The organism is Nocardia anaemiae NBRC 100462 (assembly GCF_001612725.1).
Lineage (GTDB): Bacteria > Actinomycetota > Actinomycetes > Mycobacteriales > Mycobacteriaceae > Nocardia > Nocardia anaemiae.
In genome coordinates, this window is the sequence record NZ_BDAZ01000044.1 from 64,981 (window position 1) to 83,679 (window position 18,699).

At 62.6% G+C, this 18,699-nt stretch carries 26 protein-coding genes; 13 read left to right on the top strand and 13 right to left on the bottom strand.

Annotated features, from left to right (window positions below):
• Positions 1–248 precede the first annotated feature (248 nt).
• Genes NA5_RS24185 through NA5_RS24200 form a run of 4 tightly spaced genes read left to right on the top strand, consistent with a single transcriptional unit; the run spans position 249 to position 2,120 of the window.
• Positions 249–722, top strand: a complete 474-nt coding sequence (locus NA5_RS24185; protein WP_062989863.1) for a hypothetical protein — start codon at positions 249–251, stop codon at positions 720–722.
• Positions 719–1,108 carry a hypothetical protein gene (locus NA5_RS24190; RefSeq protein ID WP_062989865.1) on the top strand — a complete coding sequence of 130 codons (390 nt, stop codon included), beginning with the start codon at positions 719–721 and terminating at the stop codon, positions 1,106–1,108. The genes NA5_RS24185 and NA5_RS24190 overlap by 4 nt, the downstream gene beginning before the upstream one ends.
• Positions 1,105–1,311 (top strand): hypothetical protein, encoded by a 207-nt coding sequence (locus NA5_RS24195; RefSeq protein WP_062989867.1) that lies wholly within the window; start codon positions 1,105–1,107, stop codon positions 1,309–1,311. Before NA5_RS24190 ends, NA5_RS24195 begins: the two co-directional genes overlap by 4 nt.
• Positions 1,311–2,120, top strand: a complete 810-nt coding sequence (locus tag NA5_RS24200) for a hypothetical protein (protein ID WP_062989869.1) — start codon at positions 1,311–1,313, stop codon at positions 2,118–2,120. Before NA5_RS24195 ends, NA5_RS24200 begins: the two co-directional genes overlap by 1 nt.
• Before the next feature lie 290 nt (positions 2,121–2,410).
• On the opposite strand, the gene NA5_RS39500 is transcribed toward NA5_RS24200, so the two are convergent.
• Positions 2,411–3,178 carry a MerR family transcriptional regulator gene (locus tag NA5_RS39500; protein ID WP_084484379.1) on the bottom strand — a complete coding sequence of 256 codons (768 nt, stop codon included), beginning with the start codon at positions 3,176–3,178 and terminating at the stop codon, positions 2,411–2,413.
• Positions 3,179–3,578: 400 nt separating this feature from the next.
• Here NA5_RS39500 and NA5_RS24210 point away from each other — a divergent pair, with 400 nt between their 5' ends.
• Together NA5_RS24210 and NA5_RS24215 are read left to right on the top strand one after the other, a co-directional pair.
• Complete coding sequence (locus NA5_RS24210; protein ID WP_062989871.1) at positions 3,579–3,890, top strand: hypothetical protein; 312 nt, start codon at positions 3,579–3,581, stop codon at positions 3,888–3,890.
• A gap of 185 nt (positions 3,891–4,075) precedes the next feature.
• A complete protein-coding gene (locus NA5_RS24215; RefSeq protein ID WP_245672372.1) occupies positions 4,076–4,876 on the top strand; it encodes an MBL fold metallo-hydrolase in 801 nt (266 codons plus the stop codon).
• A gap of 153 nt (positions 4,877–5,029) precedes the next feature.
• Here the strand turns inward: NA5_RS24215 and NA5_RS24220 are convergent, their stop codons facing one another.
• Positions 5,030–5,791: a helix-turn-helix domain-containing protein gene (locus tag NA5_RS24220; RefSeq protein ID WP_062989874.1), complete on the bottom strand. Its 762-nt coding sequence runs from the start codon at positions 5,789–5,791 to the stop codon at positions 5,030–5,032.
• A gap of 86 nt (positions 5,792–5,877) precedes the next feature.
• Between NA5_RS24220 and NA5_RS24225 the strand changes: the two genes are divergently transcribed.
• From NA5_RS24225 to NA5_RS39505, 5 genes are all read left to right on the top strand, one after another.
• A complete protein-coding gene (locus NA5_RS24225) occupies positions 5,878–6,096 on the top strand; it encodes a hypothetical protein (protein ID WP_062989876.1) in 219 nt (72 codons plus the stop codon).
• Positions 6,097–6,397: 301 nt separating this feature from the next.
• Positions 6,398–6,658 carry a hypothetical protein gene (locus NA5_RS24230; RefSeq protein WP_157110601.1) on the top strand — a complete coding sequence of 87 codons (261 nt, stop codon included), beginning with the start codon at positions 6,398–6,400 and terminating at the stop codon, positions 6,656–6,658.
• A 175-nt stretch (positions 6,659–6,833) separates the two neighbouring features.
• Complete coding sequence (locus tag NA5_RS24235) at positions 6,834–7,472, top strand: DUF7341 domain-containing protein (protein WP_062989879.1); 639 nt, start codon at positions 6,834–6,836, stop codon at positions 7,470–7,472.
• A 196-nt stretch (positions 7,473–7,668) separates the two neighbouring features.
• Positions 7,669–8,067 (top strand): hypothetical protein, encoded by a 399-nt coding sequence (locus NA5_RS24240; RefSeq protein WP_063813561.1) that lies wholly within the window; start codon positions 7,669–7,671, stop codon positions 8,065–8,067.
• A complete protein-coding gene (locus NA5_RS39505; protein WP_084484380.1) occupies positions 8,064–8,669 on the top strand; it encodes a DUF3558 domain-containing protein in 606 nt (201 codons plus the stop codon). The genes NA5_RS24240 and NA5_RS39505 overlap by 4 nt, the downstream gene beginning before the upstream one ends.
• 4 nt (positions 8,670–8,673) lie before the next feature.
• On the opposite strand, the gene NA5_RS24245 is transcribed toward NA5_RS39505, so the two are convergent.
• Genes NA5_RS24245 through NA5_RS24255 form a run of 3 tightly spaced genes read right to left on the bottom strand, consistent with a single transcriptional unit; the run spans position 8,674 to position 11,860 of the window.
• Positions 8,674–9,258 carry a hypothetical protein gene (locus NA5_RS24245; RefSeq protein WP_062989883.1) on the bottom strand — a complete coding sequence of 195 codons (585 nt, stop codon included), beginning with the start codon at positions 9,256–9,258 and terminating at the stop codon, positions 8,674–8,676.
• A complete protein-coding gene (locus NA5_RS24250; RefSeq protein ID WP_062989885.1) occupies positions 9,255–11,528 on the bottom strand; it encodes a TPR repeat domain-containing protein in 2,274 nt (757 codons plus the stop codon). The genes NA5_RS24245 and NA5_RS24250 overlap by 4 nt, the downstream gene beginning before the upstream one ends.
• 11 nt (positions 11,529–11,539) lie before the next feature.
• A complete protein-coding gene (locus NA5_RS24255) occupies positions 11,540–11,860 on the bottom strand; it encodes a hypothetical protein (protein ID WP_062989887.1) in 321 nt (106 codons plus the stop codon).
• Between the two features lie 194 nt (positions 11,861–12,054).
• On the opposite strand from NA5_RS24255, the gene NA5_RS24260 reads away from it, so the two are divergent.
• A complete protein-coding gene (locus NA5_RS24260; protein ID WP_062989888.1) occupies positions 12,055–13,821 on the top strand; it encodes a hypothetical protein in 1,767 nt (588 codons plus the stop codon).
• Positions 13,818–14,579, top strand: coding sequence for an ESX secretion-associated protein EspG (locus NA5_RS24265; RefSeq protein ID WP_062989890.1), 762 nt, complete (start codon positions 13,818–13,820; stop codon positions 14,577–14,579). Before NA5_RS24260 ends, NA5_RS24265 begins: the two co-directional genes overlap by 4 nt.
• A 129-nt stretch (positions 14,580–14,708) precedes the next feature.
• On the opposite strand, the gene NA5_RS24270 is transcribed toward NA5_RS24265, so the two are convergent.
• From NA5_RS24270 to NA5_RS39510, 8 genes are all read right to left on the bottom strand, one after another.
• Positions 14,709–15,239: a hypothetical protein gene (locus NA5_RS24270; RefSeq protein ID WP_218020148.1), complete on the bottom strand. Its 531-nt coding sequence runs from the start codon at positions 15,237–15,239 to the stop codon at positions 14,709–14,711.
• Positions 15,240–15,290: 51 nt separating this feature from the next.
• Positions 15,291–15,767 (bottom strand): DUF4254 domain-containing protein, encoded by a 477-nt coding sequence (locus tag NA5_RS24275; protein ID WP_157110602.1) that lies wholly within the window; start codon positions 15,765–15,767, stop codon positions 15,291–15,293.
• 181 nt (positions 15,768–15,948) lie between these two features.
• Positions 15,949–16,287 (bottom strand): hypothetical protein, encoded by a 339-nt coding sequence (locus tag NA5_RS24280; protein WP_062989894.1) that lies wholly within the window; start codon positions 16,285–16,287, stop codon positions 15,949–15,951.
• The gene (locus NA5_RS41865; protein ID WP_062989896.1) at positions 16,284–16,691 is read right to left on the bottom strand and encodes a hypothetical protein; all 408 of its coding nucleotides are present in this window, start codon (positions 16,689–16,691) and stop codon (positions 16,284–16,286) included. The genes NA5_RS24280 and NA5_RS41865 overlap by 4 nt, the downstream gene beginning before the upstream one ends.
• Positions 16,692–16,764: 73 nt before the next feature.
• Positions 16,765–17,202: a hypothetical protein gene (locus NA5_RS24290; RefSeq protein WP_063813544.1), complete on the bottom strand. Its 438-nt coding sequence runs from the start codon at positions 17,200–17,202 to the stop codon at positions 16,765–16,767.
• Entirely contained in the window at positions 17,199–17,690 is a 492-nt protein-coding gene (locus NA5_RS24295; protein WP_062989900.1) for a DUF4254 domain-containing protein, read from the bottom strand. Before NA5_RS24295 ends, NA5_RS24290 begins: the two co-directional genes overlap by 4 nt.
• A 3-nt stretch (positions 17,691–17,693) precedes the next feature.
• Positions 17,694–18,080, bottom strand: a complete 387-nt coding sequence (locus tag NA5_RS24300; protein WP_157110603.1) for a hypothetical protein — start codon at positions 18,078–18,080, stop codon at positions 17,694–17,696.
• A gap of 238 nt (positions 18,081–18,318) precedes the next feature.
• The gene (locus NA5_RS39510) at positions 18,319–18,624 is read right to left on the bottom strand and encodes a hypothetical protein (RefSeq protein WP_174555268.1); all 306 of its coding nucleotides are present in this window, start codon (positions 18,622–18,624) and stop codon (positions 18,319–18,321) included.
• Positions 18,625–18,699 lie beyond the last annotated feature (75 nt).

An 18,699-nucleotide genomic window follows, 5' to 3' on the forward strand; every position in this document is an offset into this window, starting at 1 on the left:
GAGGCTTCTGGGCAGTCGACCGCGTCACGGATCGTGTCGAGCCTGACGCGTTTGCTGTCGGGGCGGCGTTGCCCCACCTGCCCGGCGCAACCCCTCGAGCCGGGGCTCACGCAAGTCGGTGGGCAAGAACGCGAAACCGGGTACTGCCCGTGCTGCCAGGCCACCTGGTTGCCCGGCTCGCGCATGCGGCTACTTACCGCAGGGCGGCTCGTCGGCATCGAAGCCGCTGCCCGTCACGGGGTTCGGTCATGATCCGCCGCGCCACCCCCGATATCCGGTTCGCCCGCCGCGTGCTCGACACGATCGCCCACCTGCCCGACCACCCGCACCACCCCGGTATGGAATGGGACCAGCGGGCCTACCGATTCATCCACATCCACGACATCATCCACGCCGATACGGGTGCGCCGGTGTGCCGGACCACGATGTGCTTCGCCGGGTGGGTCGTCGAACTCGACCCCGACGTCGCCTGGGCCTACGACTCGATGACACTGCGCACCGCGGGCCTGGCCGACGACACCACCTGCCCACCGGTCCAGCTGGCCCCGGACCTGACCACCGCCCGCGATCTGACCACCGGCCGCAACCTGCGCGCCAGCGCCTACGCCAGGCGACGGCTCGGACTCACGGTGCGCCAGGCCGACGAGCTGTTCTTCGCCACCAACACCCTCGACGACCTCACCGAGGCCATCGACCGCATCGGCAAGGGGCAGCTGTTATGAGTGCCGTCATCACCGCCACCGCGCTGGTGGAGAAGGTCCGCGAACTCGTCGCGGCCACACCGGATGCCACCACCCCCACCGCTGCCGAGCACCCACACGGTGACCGCTACGTCGTGCGCGACGCCGATGGCCACTGGCAAGGGTCACGGCTGATCGGTCGCGCGTTACTCGACCTCGGTGCCGATCCCGAGCTGCTCGCCGAACACGACGCCTACGCCCTCAGCGCCGCCGCCACGGTCATGCATTTCGTGCGTTTCGGCGTGTGGGGTCAAGACCTGTTGTGGCTCAACGTCGTTCAATCCCACGAAGGCAAAGGACACCGATGGTGCGACGCGATCGACGTCGCCGATCTGCGCATCCGAGGCGTCGCCGGGAGCAGGTTATGAGGCCACTGCTGCCTCCCGGAACCTGCAACCCGATCACCATCGCGAAGCTGCCGTCGCACGGTGCTCAACCCGAACGATGGGCGGCGACCACTGTCTACCGCGATCAGGCTGGGCGCATTCGTCACCTTCGCGCCATCCACACCGATCCCGACGCCGCCGCAGGCGCGCTCGAGGAAAAACTAGACGAACTCGGAATCCGCTGATGCCACAACACAATCCAACACCTGACCGCGCCCTCGTCGACGAGATCGACGCCCTCGTCGATGAACAACTCGCGGCCGTCCCCGATAGCGGCGCACGCGAGATATGCCCGCACTGCCACGACGAATGGCACTCTCTACCAATCCGCAAAACGCTACTGATGATGCGACAGCTCTACTGCGGATGCGAGGACTGCGACCGAATCCTCGACGCCTACGACTACGCCAGCGACACCAGCCCCATCATCTGCCCCGGCTCAACCTTCCACGGCCCCCTCGAACCACTCGAAATACGCGCCGCCCGAGCCGGCGTCATCGTCATCGATATCGACATCGCCGCACTACTGCGCGAGCCTCGTGCCCCGTCACCCGTGCCGCTCCCACCCGCGCCACCGGACGGGTGTGCGCTGCGGTTCCCGTTCCCCGCGGCCGAGGTGTACCGGGGACCGGTCTGGGCCTATCGGCTCTCACGACCCTGGCGCGACGCCGACTATGTCACGGTCATGCACGTCGAGCGGGATATCGACACAGGCTCCGGACCCGCCCCTATTTCCGAAACCGCGCTGTTCCGGTACTTCCCGCCCGGCACACCACAACCACCGTCTCGAGAATCGTTCCTCGTCGGAGCACAACTCATGTCCGTTATCGACGACGACAGCGAGGCCGGAGACTACCGAGCCGCCGTCGACGGGTACGGCGTCAACATCGAAATCGGTGACCATGGCGCACGCCACCGCGCCGACGGGCACGTCGACCCAGACCTGTTCGTCCAACAGGTCACCGGCCAAATGGTCGTTGCGACAGTGGAATAACTCATTGGTGGATCCGACTGCCGATCAGGCACAACGATCGGCGGTCGGTCCGTCGCCCAGCAGTGAGTCTGATGTCGGTTGCCGACGCCCTGCCAGTCGCGGGACCACCGACAGCAGCTAATCCGCCGAGGGAACATGTTTCAGATCCGCTAGGCGAGACCGATCTTGTCGACGGCGACCGAACGCACTGTCGCGCCGAGATGCGCGCGACCTGAGAACGCACGCTTCAGCTGAAGCCAATTTGTGGCATCGCGTGACACGAAGGTCTGGCGGGATCGTCCAATCGCGATCTAGATGCCTTGGAAGGTCTGGCCGGCGATCATCGAGGAGTTGTTCAGCGTGAATGATGTCTCGAACGGGCGAGCATCTGGAGTTCCGTCCAGCATGAGATTTCCAGTCACCCGAAGAAGCGGAGAGGCATCGGTGGCTGACTGGACATCAATCGCGTTGACGTTGTACCCAGCCTGCGGGAATCGGACGAGCTGCTCGAAGATCGCCGTCGTGCCCACGTACGGAGTGTCCCCGACTGTGAGTTGCGCATCCTCGGCATACCAAAGCTCCAGTGTGCTCTGCCGGGCCGTGAGCTGCGCGAAGTAGAGGGTGGTGAAAGCCTTGGCATTCTCTTGGGTGAAGTATTGCTTGACGGTGTCGTCGACCATGACAGTCCTCCTGATCAATTCCAGGAAGTGATTCGCGGAGATGTCGGGCCGGGTCTCCGCAGTTGTCGCCAGCTTCGCCACCAGGGCGTGCAGGTCCTGCATCGCAACCACCTGAGCAGCCAGACAATCGCGATGCGCGGCCAACACCCGCGCCATTGACGTGGTGCCCGCGAGCACGTTCGCGATCTGGTCCAATCCCAGACCCAGCTGACGCAATGCCAAAACCTGATACAGGCGCTGGACTTCGGCTTCGGTGTAGAGCCGGTGACCGGTATTGGTGCGCCCGGCCGGGCGCACCAACCCGATCCGGTCGTAGTGATGCAACGTCCGAACCGTCAATCCGGCCTCGGTCGCGAGCTCACCGACCTTCCACACCTGATCGATTCCCGTCTCGTCCATCCGCTTCCATCTCACTTCCACCGACGCACCTTGCGCTGGTACCGCCGACGCTAGGACCTGACGCTACGTCAGGAGCAAGCCGAAACTTCCTGCTGAATCACGCGACAACAACGCTACGAAAACATGCTGTATTGCCGCATATCGGCTGTTGGGAACGCGGATTCAGTCAATCAGCAATGCGATAACCCGTTCCCTTCTGTACTGCTGTCGGTGGTTCCCCAAGTGGCAACGTGGTGGTCCCACAATGGGGCGGCAATCGACATCTGATGCGGTGGCCGCCGCCGTCAGCGTCGGACCGTTGCTCGCCGATGGCGGCTACCGCGGTGTCCGGAAATCCGAGCGCATTTGAGGTGCGGAGAGGATTCCGATTACGATCTCTGCACTTTGAGGGGGAATCGCGATGGAACGTGTCTTGCGGATCGCCGAAGTCGTGGTGACGCTCCTGTCCTGGGTTGGCACCGTGATGTACCTGGCCATGACGTTCTTGATCTTGCCGTGGCAGAAGGTCGGAAACTGTGCGGGCATCTGCGAAAGAATGTCAACGCCCGCATGGATCGCTCTGGCGGTCGCTGGAATCGGAATTCTCGCAGCCCTCGTTGCGATGAACGTGCTGGCTTTGATCAGAGGCTGGAAGTTGTTGTGGGCGTGGCCACTGCTCGGTCTGATGCTACTCGCCGTTGTCTTGGATGTGGCGGGGCCGATCGTGGCTTAGCGTGCGGTTAGTGCAGCGAATGCTCCTCCACCACAAGGGTTTAACGTAACAGTGCGCAGCTGGATCTCTCGCTTGGGGCGATCCAGCGTGTAGTGTGGCCGACTAGTCGCCGAGATCGGGGAGGGGCAAGATTCGTGCGTGTCCATCATCTGGATGGCGGGGGAACGCGGCCTTTTGGGGGCCGCTTGATCGATGGTCGCCCGAGAGTGCTGCGCCGGGCAGAAGTCGCGAATCACTGCCTGCTGATCGAGCACCCGTCAGGGTTGGCTCTGGTTGACACCGGCTACGGGGAGCAGGCGCTGGTCAGGCCCGAAGTTTGGGTGGGGCGGCAGGTCATACGACGCACGAACCCCATTCTCGACCAAACGATTGCCGGGCAAGTGCAGGCATTGGGATTCTCGCGCAAGGACGTTCGCGACATCATCGTGACCCACCTGGACCTGGATCACGCAGGTGGCCTGGCGGACTTTCCGGACGCAAATGTACATGTCTATCAGGCCGAGCTGGATGCCATGACGGGCCCGTACGGAGGTCGCGAACGATTCCGATATCGGCCAGTGCAGATCGAGCACGGACCCAAGTGGACGACCTACGGGGAGCCCGACAGCCGCGATGACCACTGGTTCGGTTTCCGGGCGGTGCGCGAGTTGCGAGGCCTTCCTCCAGAGCTACTGGTGGTCCCGCTGGCGGGACATACCCGTGGGCATGTCGGCGTTGCGGTCGACACCGGGAACGGCTGGTTGCTGCACGCAGGGGACGCATACTCCTATCACGGCCAAATGGAAGACCTGCCGCGCATGCCGCTAGGGGCGAGCGCTTTCCAGCGGTCGGTGGACACACTGCGTGGGTTGCGGGTCGAAAATCAGCGGCGGCTGCGGGAGCTGGTACGCGATCATCGCGACACGGTGACGGTGTTCTCTTCGCACTGCGCTACAGAGTTCGAGCGATTACGCACCGAAAACTTGGGCGGAAGCGAACCTCGCTGACTACGGATGCCAGGCCGAGGCGTAGCGTCGTCGCCGATCGGCGTGCCACATGCCCGATCTCAGTGCAGTTGACACCATGCCATCCTGCCTTGGCAGGCAAAGCGTTTCGCTGTACGCATGGCGACTCAACTTCTTTCCAAAGTCAGGTACGGGCTACACCGCGATGGCAAGCGGGCCGTCGACGGGCGTGAGGTGGTAGATCCACCAAGGTTTGAATGGCAGCTCGCTTACGTCCAGAGAAACCCACATCGGCTGTTCCTCTCCGGTCTCGAGATCCTTGATGACGGAGTGTTCCAGGGCGCTTCCCACCGATGCCCAGCTCTGGGGAAACTCCGCATTCCACAAGCTGTTCCACTCCGGCGCATGGCGGCAGGCATCGACAACGGCATCGACTTCCTCCTGCGGCACCAGGCCTGGCGACATGAGTTTGAGGCCTTGCGTCATCAACGCCGCCTCGAGGAACCAGTTCGTCAGGACCTCGCGCGCGGCAGGCTCGTTCACCAACCACTCGACGATGCATCGACCAGGAACCAGACCAGGAAATGCATTCAGGTACTTACTGTTTGCTGCCTTCACCTTGAACAGCGGGACTTCATAGAAACATGCCGGCCCGGGGTACGCCTCCAAGATCCGTAGGTCCCGAGCCTCGATCGGGTAGTCCATGGAGACGCTCGATGGGATGAGGCCGGTACGGGTAACGGCGAGAATCATCCGACCCCACCACGTGGGAAGTGCGAGAGCCCGGATGATCGCTTCGAACGATGCGATGCTCAATGTGCGCGTGCCATTCTCGGCCTTCTTGATCTGATCGGCGCTCAGACCCACAAGGTTTCCAAGGTCCTCGGGCTTCTCCAGCCCGACCTGCAGGCGGCGCACCCTCAACCACTGACCGACTGCCTTCGTGACCTCTTCCAACGCCTGCCTCCCCTTTCGGATCGCCGGGACACGTTGTCCCCTAGATGATCTTGACTAGAACACCGGCACAAATCGAGACTCGGTCAATGAGCATCGACGTGAACCGCTGGGCCGCAAGCGATGTCATCGATCGGTACAAATATCTCGAAGAAGCATCGATGATCATCGCGCCGCCGACCGCAAGATCTGAACCGGAGATATCACCTCGCGGGGCAACCGTTAATCGTATCTCCACCCGCGGCCACCGCCTCGATGAAGGTGACGCACATCATGGAGTGAGTGACGCGGAAGCTGTTCCTGCATAACGGATCTCATGCCAACGGCTCGGCGTACAGCTGCCGCCCTCGCTCGCTTGGATGAACGCCCTCCGCAACACTTCGCAAGTCCGACCATGCCCGCGGCGCCGACATTTCGGCGGCACCCGCGGGTCGACCGACAATGGCCGACTCGACTCGGCCAAAAAGGGGGTTCGTTGTGCAAATCCGAAGACCGGTCCTATTGAACTTGCCGCTCGCCCGGCTCCTACTCAACACGCTGCGGACCAAACCGCATTTACACGACCAATCCGTGTGGCGGGAGGACCGCGCGGAAGGAGTAGCGCACTGCGTGGCCGGGTGGACGGTCGAGCTCAGCGGCGCCGTGTGGGGGCCATTGCCCGGAATGGTGACATGGCAAGGTGAGGTGCGATCAATCCCGGTGCTGGCCTGGGAACTGCTCGGCCTCGACCCAGTGCAGGGCAGGCAGCTCTGTTATCTGAGCGACGAAGCCGAAGTCGTCGCGGTGCTGGAGCAATGGGTCGAACAGGCGTGCGTTCACCAGCGCACGCAACTCGCCGCGCTGCAAGCCGACTTCTATCGCGCCAGCTGACCGACCGGCAGCCAGTCGGTGAAACATGTTGGAGTGCACCGCACAGCGGAGAAGCGCGAACACGGATACTGCAGCGTATGGCGGGTCACGTTGGCGCATCACCATGTTATCTATCGAAGCGCGCTACAGTAGACAACATGGTGAGCGGTAAAGTGGCACAGGGGGATTCAGGCGGATGACCGACATCGAACCCGCACTAGGTCTGACCCGCGACCTCGAAGACGCCGTTCACGACCTCATCGGCCACCGCTACCACACTCACACCGACGCTGACGGTGAAACCCACAGCGGCTACCGAGAATCGGTGTACGACAGCGTCCGTGCCGAACTTGCCGCGCGACTAGGAAGCGGCGGCATGCTGCGACCACGCAGCCTGCCCCCGGCCTGGGTCGAGGGCCTGGACTGGCTCACCGAGGTCGACACCACCGTGGGGTCCTGGTGCCCGGACGCCGGTGCCGACAACGGCCAACCCGACACAGTGCGACGCCTCAACCAACTCGCCGCAATGCGGTGGACACCCGCAAACTCCGAAGCCCTGCACCACTGGATCACCGAACTTCAACGCTGGGCCAACAGCGGCGAAGCGCTACTCGAACCGAAGCGTCACTGGGAACTCGTCGCGCCCTGCCCCGCCTGCGGAGTCCGCACCGTCCACCGCCCGGACGCCACCGGTGAACCCGTCCGCCAAGCCGCACTGCAGATTACCGCAGACGGTTGCATCTGCCAGTCCTGTCGCACCGGCTGGGCGCCGACCCACTACCGGCTCCTCGCCGCAGCGCTTGGATGCCAACTCCCTGCGGGCGTCCTGGAGTAAGAGCCTGACGCAAGATCACCGCGCCGCGCTCACGGGAGATGACCATGGCTACCCGGGAAGCTGGTTGTAGAGCCGGACGAGCTCTTCGGCGGTGGCACGCGCGTTGTCGCAGCCGCAAGTCGTACGCGCATTCGGCCAGAACTCGTCGGCGGCATGAGCTGATACCCTCGCTCAAGACACTCGAATGGGGGCAGCGATGGCGACGACGCAAATCGACTACGGCCGAGCCCAGATCGCGGCGTTTAACGAGGCCGCCCGTGCCGGAGTCATCCAGTTCGATGAGCGGGCCGTCCGCGAGGCGGTGCAGCTGTACGACCAAATGATCGACAGGCTGAAGGGCATCCGCAAGAAGCTGGGTAGCATGAACGATCTACAGGGCTTCGGCGGTTTCCCATCCGCTCTGCAACTTCGTGACGGCTTTTCGAAGAAGGCGGCCGACGGCGTCGAAGTGATAAACCAGCTGATAGATGGTGCCATGCGACTGCAAGAAGCGTACTTGCGCGCTGGGAAGCTGATCTCGGAAGCTGATCTAGCTAACGCAAACAGGATAAAGATCCTTGAAGAATCGTCGGTCACAAACAACGGACTTCAATGAAACATACCCGAACCGCTCTGGCCTTGGCCTCTATCGCCATCCTGTCGGCAGGCTGCACAGGCCGCGAGAGTGACGGAACGGCAGATGTGACCGCGGCGACGACCCAGAAGCCTAGCAACGCTGTTTCGGTGAAAGCTGCACCTACCCAGCCCAAAAATAGTCGCAGTCCAGTTGCATTCGATCCATGCACCGAAATCGACGATGCAACCATAACGACGGCAGGATTCGATCCAGGGACTCGTGAGAGAGCTGACCAGATTCACGATAATTACGCGTTCATCGGTTGCACCTTCGATCGAAAACAAGACGTTCGCGGCCAGACTCTTTCAGTGGGGTCGTTAACGATCACTTCAGGCAATATTCCCGTTGACGAATTCCGTACACGCGAAGGATCTGCCGCATCCGAAATAAAGGTAAATAGCCGTGAGGCGCTCACTTATCGTAGGCCAGCAGAAGAAGCTTGCTACGTCGTGATGAATGGCCCCGATGCAACCATCAATGTGAGGTTGGACAGTTCGGCGGCGCTGACAGACTGGCGAGCTTGTGATCACGTCCAGGAGATCGCCGAGGTAATCGAATCAGCACTTCCGCGCAACAAATAGGCCGCTAGTTGCCCATATCGCGGGTGAGGCGGATTATAAGTTCGGCAAGAGTTCCGATCTGTTCATCCGTGATCGTCAGAGTTTCCGCCCCGTTGACAACTTCAATCGTTCCATTCCATTTGCCAACCTCTGTAGCAATACCCAACGCACCACTCGGCTTCAGGCGGCCATCTTTGATCCAGACCTCAGTGGAATGCCCGGCGAGGGGCTCGTAGCCATGCTGCTCCCGGTATTCGCGTTCGACCGACGCCCCGTCGTCAAGCAGGGGAGTAATCCACGCACCACCACTCCATGTAGTTTTTGAAGAGAAGATGCAATAGCTTCCCTTCTCCATCAATTTATCCGCAGCAGGGCCATCCACGGATCGAAACCCCCCGATATGAAGCTCAGTCTGGAAGAACTCCACCAGCGGATCACAAAACTCCTTTAAGGTGTGCCGAGGTGCATGTGGTGCGTCATTGTCATTATTGCCGTTGTCGCAACCCGCGATCAGCGCCGTTGCAGCGACCGCTAGGCAGACCGCCATTGTCCGATTCAAGCTTCGCTTCTTACGCCTCGGAGCCTCCATAAGTTGAATGATGGCATTCATCTGACACCGTCTCGCCCTTGAAGCACCAGGGTCGACATGTTTTGCAGTTCGTCCTTCAGAGCCCCGCCTTTATAGGTTTTCAAGATGTTCATCAAATCGCTGTGGAGTTCGACTGCATTGCCAGCAGCGCCGACGCTGTGCTGGTAATCTTTCAGGTTGCCGTCGGACTCGAATAGATTGCTGTATCGAGGATCGTGCGGCAGGAAGCCATTCTGCGCCTGTATCACCTGGGCTACCTGGTAGAACTGGCGCGCAGGGAAGAATTCATGAGAATTGTCGACGTGCGAGCTGCCGATTGCGGGTGGATTGTATGACATTCCGATCAGGTTCATCTTTGCATAGCTGTTGCTCATGTCGATTACCGGACCGAAGAGGTCTTTCACCACGGGTATCATCTTCACGCCGCTGGTTACGGCACCCTTGAACCCGTCGTAGGCTGCACCCTTGTCGGCAAATTCATGAATCGCATCACCGACTCCAGTTACACCCCGTGCGCCAATTTCGGTCTCGATCCCCTTGTCGACGAGCCCCAAGATAATCCCAGAACCTGTTGCTAAGCCATTTTCGGAATTATCCGGGTCCGATAGAACTGACTGGGTCCATAATGCTTGTAACTGTCCAGCGGTATCGAGGGCTCGGGCATTGAACTGGATCGCGGCGTCCTTGTCGGAATCGATCACCGCAAAGATTTTCTGAGCACCTTCGCGGTAGACATCATTTACGTCATCTGGAGCTTTGAATCCGGGGGTGTTGAGGTATTTGTCGCCGTCTACGCCTGCCAAGTTCGCGATGTATGGACTCAGCGCGGAGGAAATTCCTTGCACCGCATGCGGATTGATGTCGCCGAGCGAGTGTGACTTGCCTCCATCAACGTGGAGCAGGTCCGCCGGTCCCTTCGCGATGTATTCCGCGAGACCGGAGGCGGCCTCTCCGGCGCGCATGGAGGTGTTGTGATCAGGTGAGGTTGCATCGGTTTCGATCCAGGACAGCATCTTTCCGACGGCCGTACCATCGTCGTTCCAGTGATGCCGCATCAGCGGATCGAGGACCTTGTTCGTGGTGTTGCCCGGCTCGAGGCCGTCGCCGTGCAGGATGTCGTGCACGGCCCCCTTGTCCTGGCCAGCTACCTCGACCATGCGCTGAACGAGTCCATCAGCTGATCCGTCACGGTGGTCGGTCGATATCAGCGTGTGGGAGTCGACTTGGGGGGCTATCTCCGCGGCCCGTTGCAGCAGGGATTTGTTGATCTCACTGCCGGGCATCGAGCCCATGTCGGCCTGGCTGATCATCTCGGTCACCTTCGACAGGCCGAGGCCGCCGATGTTGGGAGCAGGCTTGCCCTGTGACACGTCGTAGTGATTGGTGAGCACGTTCTGCATAGACTTCGGTATTTGACTGAGGCCGCCCTTGCCGCTGTTGGGGAGCTGCTTGTCATCGGCGGCAACCGGGCCCGCGTTGACCGAGGGGTTGGAGATGATCTGGAACGAGTTCGCCAGGGCCTTTTGCGCGTCTGGTGGCAGCTTGTTCATGATCTGCTGGATTTCGGTCGTGCTCTTGCTGTCGAGGGATCGGCTGATCTGGTTCAGGTATTCCATTTGGGATGCGGGGATGGTTGTGGTGTCGCCGCGCTGGAGTGCGGCGATCTGGTCGGGGGTGAGGTGTCCGGCTTCGGTAATGCGTTGGACTGCTTCGGGACTCAGCTTCGACGGGTCGTCGGCGAGTTGCTTGCCGTCACTGTTGGCTTGGTCGCCGCCGAGCGCGGCGGCGGAGATGAAGGAGGCGCGCAGGTCGGCGCGGGCGGCGTTGAGGTCGTTGCGGACCGCGATGTCGGCTTGCATGGTGGTGCGGACGGCGTCGTTGAGTTCGGCTTGCAGGTCCAGCAGTTTCTGGGATTCTTCGGCCGAGGGGTTCGCGTCGGGGTGGGTGAGGGAGAGGGTTCTGCCGATGAGGTAGCGGCGGTTCTGGGCTTCGGTGAGGGCTCCGCGTGCGCGGCGTAGTGGGGCGTTGATTTCGTCGTAGCCTTGTTTGGCGCGTTGGCCGAGGGCGTCGAGCTTGTCGGCGAGGGTTTGCATTGTTTTCTGGTCGGCGAGCGCGCGGGCTTGGGCGGTGTCGGCGCAGCGGCCTTCCCAGTGGGTTCCGTTGACTTTGGTGACGGCGTCGACGTATTGGGCGAAGAGTTCCTCGAAGTCGGCGCCGATGGCGATCCATGCGTCGCCGAGTTCGGTGAGCATTTCCGGTTTGGCGGTGTTGATGAAGGTCCGCGGGTCCATGCGTTGCGGCCTTACGCGTTCCAGTCGCCGGTGGCTTGGCGGTAGATGTTCATGATCTGGTCGGCGTTGTTGTCGTCGGCGTTCTTGTATTCGCGGGCGACGTTGGCCATGACATCGCCGGTTTCGCCGAGCCGTTCTTTCACGGTGGGCAGCAGCGTGTGCATGAGCAGGTCGGTGGTGATTTGTTCACCGACGGTGACCGAGACCAGGACCGGGCTGGTGTGGGGGCCGATGGGTCGCTTGGGTCGCACTTTGGCGGCTTCGTCGGCGAGGTTGTGCAGCTTGGTTGCGAGTTGCTCGAGGATTTCCAGATCGGCTTTCAACGTTCCCATAGCTCCCCCGGGTGGCGATTGGAACCGACTCACGACCAGGCCACACTAACACCTGCGCCAGCACCTGAGGTGTGTCGAGAACGCTTTGCCCAGTTGGGTTTTCGGTTGATTCCTTGGCCGCGATGGATGGGCGGTGCGTGTTAGGCTGGCTCGCCTCATGTATCGGCTTCGGGGCTCATCCAGGGGGAACCAAAATGAGCGATAGCGACAAGCCCGCGCAGGCTATTCCCGGCATTCAGGATCTGCTGGATCAGCGTGATACCCAGGCTGCTGTGCAGAAGGCCGCGGACGCTCAGGCCAGGACCGGGCGCGCGGACACCGAGCTGGGTGATCTTGGTGCGGGTACAGACCCGGATTTCGTGCGCACCGAAGAGCACTTCGAAGGTATGACCCTCGAGGCCATGTACGCCGCGGTACATGGCGGTGCCGATGGCGGCGGCATGGACGCAGCGGGATTGAAAACCCTGCGACAGACCTTGTTCGACTGCTATTCGGAACTGGCGAACGCCTCAACGTTCAACCTCATGGGGATGAACCGGATCTTCGGCAACGGCCTGTGGCAAGGTGCCAGCGGTTCGGCCGCGCAGACGGCGTCGGAGCAGTATTCGAAGGTCGCCAATCAGGTTGCGCGGGTATTCGAGTCGCTCAGTGGTCGACTCGACTCGCTCGCGTGGGCGGCCGAAGCCGTCCGGCTCGCGGTGCCCGCGCCCCCGACGACGGTGACAGTCGGTCCGGATCCTGACAACACTCAACAGTCCGTGCTGCCGGGCTTGGTCAACCCCAGCTACTCCGATCAGCTCGACGACGCGCGGGAAGAAGCACGCCAGGCCGCTATCCGAGCTTTGAACAGCGTGTACAAGGGCAACTTCCCACCAGCAGGTTCGGGCGTGCCGACCTATCTCACCGTGCCCGAACTCGGCGGCGATCAAGGGCCCGGTGTGGGAAATGGTTCCAACACCGATGGCTCTAGAGCCAACGCGTCGAGCACGACCGGGGCAGAGGACACCGGTTCCCAACAGCCGACAACGCCGAGCGCCGCGGCACCCTCTGACTCCAGTCCGACCACGACAACACCAGCAGGCACCAACACCGCCAGCACTTCCGGGATTCCGAATAATCCCAGTACAACAACCACCGCGGCCGGCCTCGGAAATGCTCCGACGTCGACGGGCAGTGGGCCGGGTTCGGGCACCCCCGCCGATGCCGGACACGGCACGAACCGCAATACGCTCGGCGGGCCGGGCACCACATCCCGCCTGGGTGGGCCCGGTAGTTCGGTTCCCGGGGTACCCGGTGTAGCAGCACCCGCAGCGGGAACCTCACGAGCCGCAGGCGGGTCGTCTGCTCGTTCCGGTATCGGCTCGACTGGGGCGCCCGGTGCAGCGGGTCGGCGCAAAGACGGTGAAGACGACGGCACCCACCACTCACCGGACTACCTGCGTGGTGTCGCATCGGATTGGACCGAGGGTTTGGACACACCGGTCGAGGTGATCGGCGAGGGCTTCGTTCCCGATAGCGATCCGCTGTTCACCGCCGAGCCGACGTGGACCCCGCCCCCACGCTCGCACAACTTCAGCGCCTCACCCGCTGAGATGAACACCGCGCCAACCGGATACACACCGGCCGAGGCCCGAACAGAGCAGGGATCCTCGACACCGAGCACACCAGGTCGTGGCGCACAAACCGAGGCAATACCCAGCATGAGCGCGGGTGGCCCGCAGACAGAGACGGTACCCGCGCCCGGGGACAACACTGCCGCCGTGAACCCAACAACCGCTTCCAGCGGGGCGAAACCCGCCGAATTCTCCGGCGCGGGCCCCGCGTTGGATGATCTTCTCTCCGAATACGGTTGGGATATGGACACCACCGCGGACAACCCCGATTCTGGCGTGGACGCCACTGCCGCCGATGATCGGACATCCGAGCGATCCGAGACAGCGGGCCCAGGCTCGAGCCAGTGAAGACACAGACTGTCTGGACCTTCACTCCGGACGAATTCGCGTGGGTGTGGGCCGAAACCGGCCTCGATGAGTACCCGGACCCCATCCGCATCATCGAATCAGTAACCACCCACGACGAATACCGGCAGCTGCTCGCCCAGATCGGCGCTCGATACCCACACCGTGGCGACCCTGACCTCACCGGACCGCTAAGGGTCCTCGCCAACCCCGATCTGCGGATCGTGTGTAAAGGCCGATCCCTCAACTCGCATAAGCGAATCCGATCCCTTGCTGCGGCCGTCGCCGACCTTGGCGTCGTGCTGTTTCAGAAACCGGGCGCGACAACCGATTTCGGCGGCGATATCAAGCTGGTTGTCACCCGGCGTCAGAACCTCGGCAGACACATCGCCGCCACGATGCCACCTGCGCAGGTAGGCGCTGTCGGACAGATGGCTGGTTACACACCGCGAGTCCGGGGACAGCAGCCACCCAGTTCGTGGAAGAACGCCTCCACCGGCGACCGCCCCGTCGAAGAACGCATTCGCACCTTGCTGCGGCTACCCCGTAATGTCGAGGGGCACTTGCGCATCGAACGTTTTCTTCATGAACCGCGACCACATCCACCCGAATATCTGAGCTGGATCGACATCCGCCAAGACCATCCAGCTGCCGGCCGTTACCTGTTCACCGTCGACGACAACGACACCCTCGTCATCCCGGCATCAGCAGAGATTATAGCCAACGAGCTGCATAACCGCGCCGCGCTCGATCACCTCTGACTACATCTCGCCCCACATCTCCAGCACTCACATGAATCGTTGGGCGGATGGGGCGGATCGTCCAGGCCCACATCCTTGAAGGTTTGTCGGAAAGCCCTGATGATTAGTTTCCAGTAGTCGGTACCAGTTCTACGGCGCGGGAGTCGCAGTGTCCCAAGCCTTTTCGAACTCCATCGCTGTGATCTCGCGGTCGGACAGGTATGGATCCCACATGTCGATCGGCGGGTTGAGAGGGAAGTCGTCGAGACCGGCGCGGACCGCTTCGCCGGTGCTGCGTACTTCTACCTGGCGGGTGCGGTAGCCGTTAGTGATCTCGGTCAGATAGTCGGCGGCTGGAACGCCGTCGGCGCCGTCCCAGCGCTGGCGGGTGTACAGCAACGTGCGATCTGCCATAGTCCCGAAACCCGCCAGATTCCGCTGGACGTCCCGCCGAGCCCGAAGATCTCGCAATACCGAGTCGGCGGGATCGTCGATATCGACCTCGTCCACGTCCCATTCCCGGGCAGCTGCCAACCGTTGCGGATCCTCGATGACTATGGTCTCCGCGAAGGTTTCGGCGATCTCGCGGGCCGAACGCGCGTGAACCCACCACCAGAGACCGCCCATCCCATAGTCGTGGCACACGAGGAAACGCTGCTTCGGGGTCTCATCGACGCTCACGGTTGCCCAGCGTAGACAGCAGCCGCGCTGAGACCACAGCTGCGGCTCCGACTACGGCCCGCACTTCCGATCCGGCTCGGCCGAATCTCCTTCCGCCACAGGGAATGAGAAGTCCGGCAGTCGGCGGGTTCCGGCCGCGATCTCGAAGCACAGATCGCTATAGCCCAAGGCGAGCTCGGTGAGGCGATGCTGGGTGTAGCGAAACTCCAGTGTCGACGTGCCTTGCTTGGACGCGACGCGGGCATCAACCGAGAACTGAGCGAGCCGGTCGATCACCATGCCGACCGTCTCGGTGTGTTGGCACGCGGCATCAAAGGCAGGCGGCTGATCGGCGCTCACCCAGCTGTCGATGCGGGACACCAATCGATCGCGCTCGCGGTCGATCGCGCCGATATCGGTGTTCTCGTCCAGACGGGCCTCGTGCAAGCTGGCCAGTTCGTAGGCACCTTGCAGGACCGGATGCTGGATAGTCACCGTTCCAGCGCAGGCCTGCAAGATCATGTCCTTGGACGGCAGCGGTGTCCTCACGACTGCCTCACCGCGTGGGCCAACCAGCCGGAATCTGCGGTCGCCGAACCTTGTGCTCGCGGTGGCCGCTGTCCTTGTCGACGGTCCTGCGGAATCGCGGTTCGATGGGCGCAGGCTGTATCCGGCGTGATCCAGTGCGCGACTTGCCTCGGTGCGCGCTCGAAGATCGTTGTCGGGGTGATCATTTCGCCTCCTCGATGTGCACTCGGAGTTTCTCCAGTTTCTGGAGTTGGTCGGCGAGGTGGTGATCCAGTTGGTTGGATCGCTCTGGTCGCATGGGAGTGGTCACGGATCGCTGCGTGGGGCCGGCGGCGTTGGACTGGGCATGTGGGGTGGCGATCGAGGTGTATTCCGTGCTGAGGGCATCCAGCGCCCGCCCGAGAACCAGACATTGGGGTGGGCAGATGTGGTGGATGCTCATGGCGCGTATCGCGTCGTTCTCGTCGAGCACGCCCGGGTCTGTGAGGCAGTCGTGCAGGTACGCACTGTCGTCAGGATCGACGGCTGTTGGCGTGTTCATGAGATCGCCCGTGCCGCAGGGACGGTGTCGTCGATGATCACCGCTCCGACCCACCGGCACGGTTGGGCGTCCCATGTGCGGTGTTCGCCGATCCGGTTGTCGGACACCGGGACCGAGCCGCACAGCACGGCGGGGCACGTCACGCTGATCAATTGGTTCTCGCCGTTGAACTTCGCGCGCCCGCAATCGGCATACAGCCGTACGAAGCCATCGACCGCTGCGGTGTACCTGGGTGTGGCCTGGTGGTGGCGAGGTGTGGCGCGACCCGAGATATCGAGCCTCTGCGGTCGACGTGGTTGAATCCAGCGTCGCCAGTTCAGACGAAGCGCGAGCCTCGCCGACACGGGATCGGTTTGGAAGTAGTGCGAGACGCGCGTCTTGTCGCAGTACCGGTCATTGAACATGGGGCAGTGCACTCCCTTTCACGGGACGATCGGCGATGGTGGGTGGAAATGCTTTGGGGGACAGTGCTGTCCACTAAGGCTTGACGTGCTGGGGTAGTCGGCGGATGCCGCAGGCGAGTTCGTCGGCGAGGGCCTGATACGCGCTCGCGGCCTCGGCCAGCCACAGCGAGGCCTCGTAGAACAGTCCGTCCGGTGCGTCGGCGAGCGCGATATGCGTGTGCACGGTCAGCTCCGCGAGCTGGTCGATGACCTGGCCCATGGTGTGGGCGGCCAGGCGCGCAGCCGGGAACGGGATCGGGGTGGCTGCAACTACCCATCGGTCGATGGCGAGCATTACACGGGTGCGCTGCCAGTCGATGTCCTCGAGTGCGCACAGCGGCGTGCGTTCGCGGGTCTGATGCAGTATCGCGAGTTCCCCGGCCGCATCCAGCATCGGATGATCGGTCATGTTCGGGAACCCTCGGCAGGCTGCCAGCACCGAATCCTTGTCGGGGAGTCCAGTGGGGGTCACCAGTGATCCCCCAAGACTGGAAGTCGCCGCGCTCGCCGCGCGACGTCGGTGGTCAGATCGGTGTAGCCATCGACAAGCTCCGCCAGCCGGTACCAGGCAGCATGCACGGACGGGTCGGCGGGATCGATCGTCATCAGCAGGTGGTAGGCGTGGACCTGAGCCTCAGCCAACCGGGCTATCACCGGTCCCAACGTCTCGGTGTGCATGCTCGCGGCCGGATGCGGGATCGGCAGGTGATCGGTAACCCACACATCCACCGCGAGTACGAGTTCATCCCTGCGGCAACAACACTCACTCCCGATGGCGGCCAGACGCCGCTGGTACATGACACCGAACTCGTGTGCCAGCTTCGCCAGTGGATGGACTCCTACGTGATGCCCTCGGATCGCCGACAACATCGCCTCACCCGACAGGAACAGCGCTACCGCGCCAGGTTCGGAACCATCCGAAACCGCTGCGACCCCAACCGAACTTGCAACGGTGTGCATGGCTCACCGCCACACCGCAGCAGACCGTGCCGGGCTGACGAACCGGCGAGCAGCGGATACCACGCTGGTACGAGACGGCAATGAATGCGCAGTCGAGGGCTGCGACACCCAGAACCATCCGGTCGGATGGTCGGTCATCGGGAGCCAGACTCGTTCGCCGGACGCGAGGATCCGCACGCCGCGTTCCTCCAATTGGGCCAGCGTGTGCACGCTGAGTCTGCCGCCCCACGCCGGTCCGACGAGGAAGATCCACTCACGATTCGGTCGTGAGTAACTGATGATCGGCACCGACACGGACCGGGTTTCCTCGAGAAGCTCCTCACGGACCTGCTTGCCGAGACTGGCAGGCATCGCCACCGCACCCAACGCCGTCGTCGCAATCACCGACACGCGCTCGAATGAACACGACACCGTGAACCCCAACCCGCGATACACGTGGGCTACCTCATGGGCGCTGTGGCAGCTCTCGAACATCACCGCTCCATCCGGTGACGCCCACCGGGCTGCGGTACCACCGACAGGTGTGGTCTCGACGCCTTCCGCGTCTCGGCCGCCACACGACGACCCCGCGCCGCACCAGCACTGAACGACACGATCACCGACGCACGCTGCAGCGCTTGCCCATGCATCATCGGGAAATCCCCCTCCAGAAACGGGTACGCGATCGGCTTGATCGCGGTTGCTTGGGTGGCGGCCAGGTGCACTCGGTCGCCACCATTCCCGCAAGTTCGAGCGCGGTCAGGCCGAGGAGACTCGCACATGCCTGCATCGCGGCCCACTCGTCGGCCGCGCGTAGCGCGGCGATCGCTTGGTCTTGGGAGAAGGTCCGACCAGGCAGAAAACTCACAACCCAGCCGCCCTGTCCGACGTTTCTCGCCTGATGCAGGGTTCTGACGCTGGTCATCAACGGTTTCTCGTCGTCTTCGATCGACATGCCCACTACCTCATCTGCGCATCGGGCTGGAGACCTATACAGAGCATCCAGGCTTGACGCTCCGACTGTGGTGCA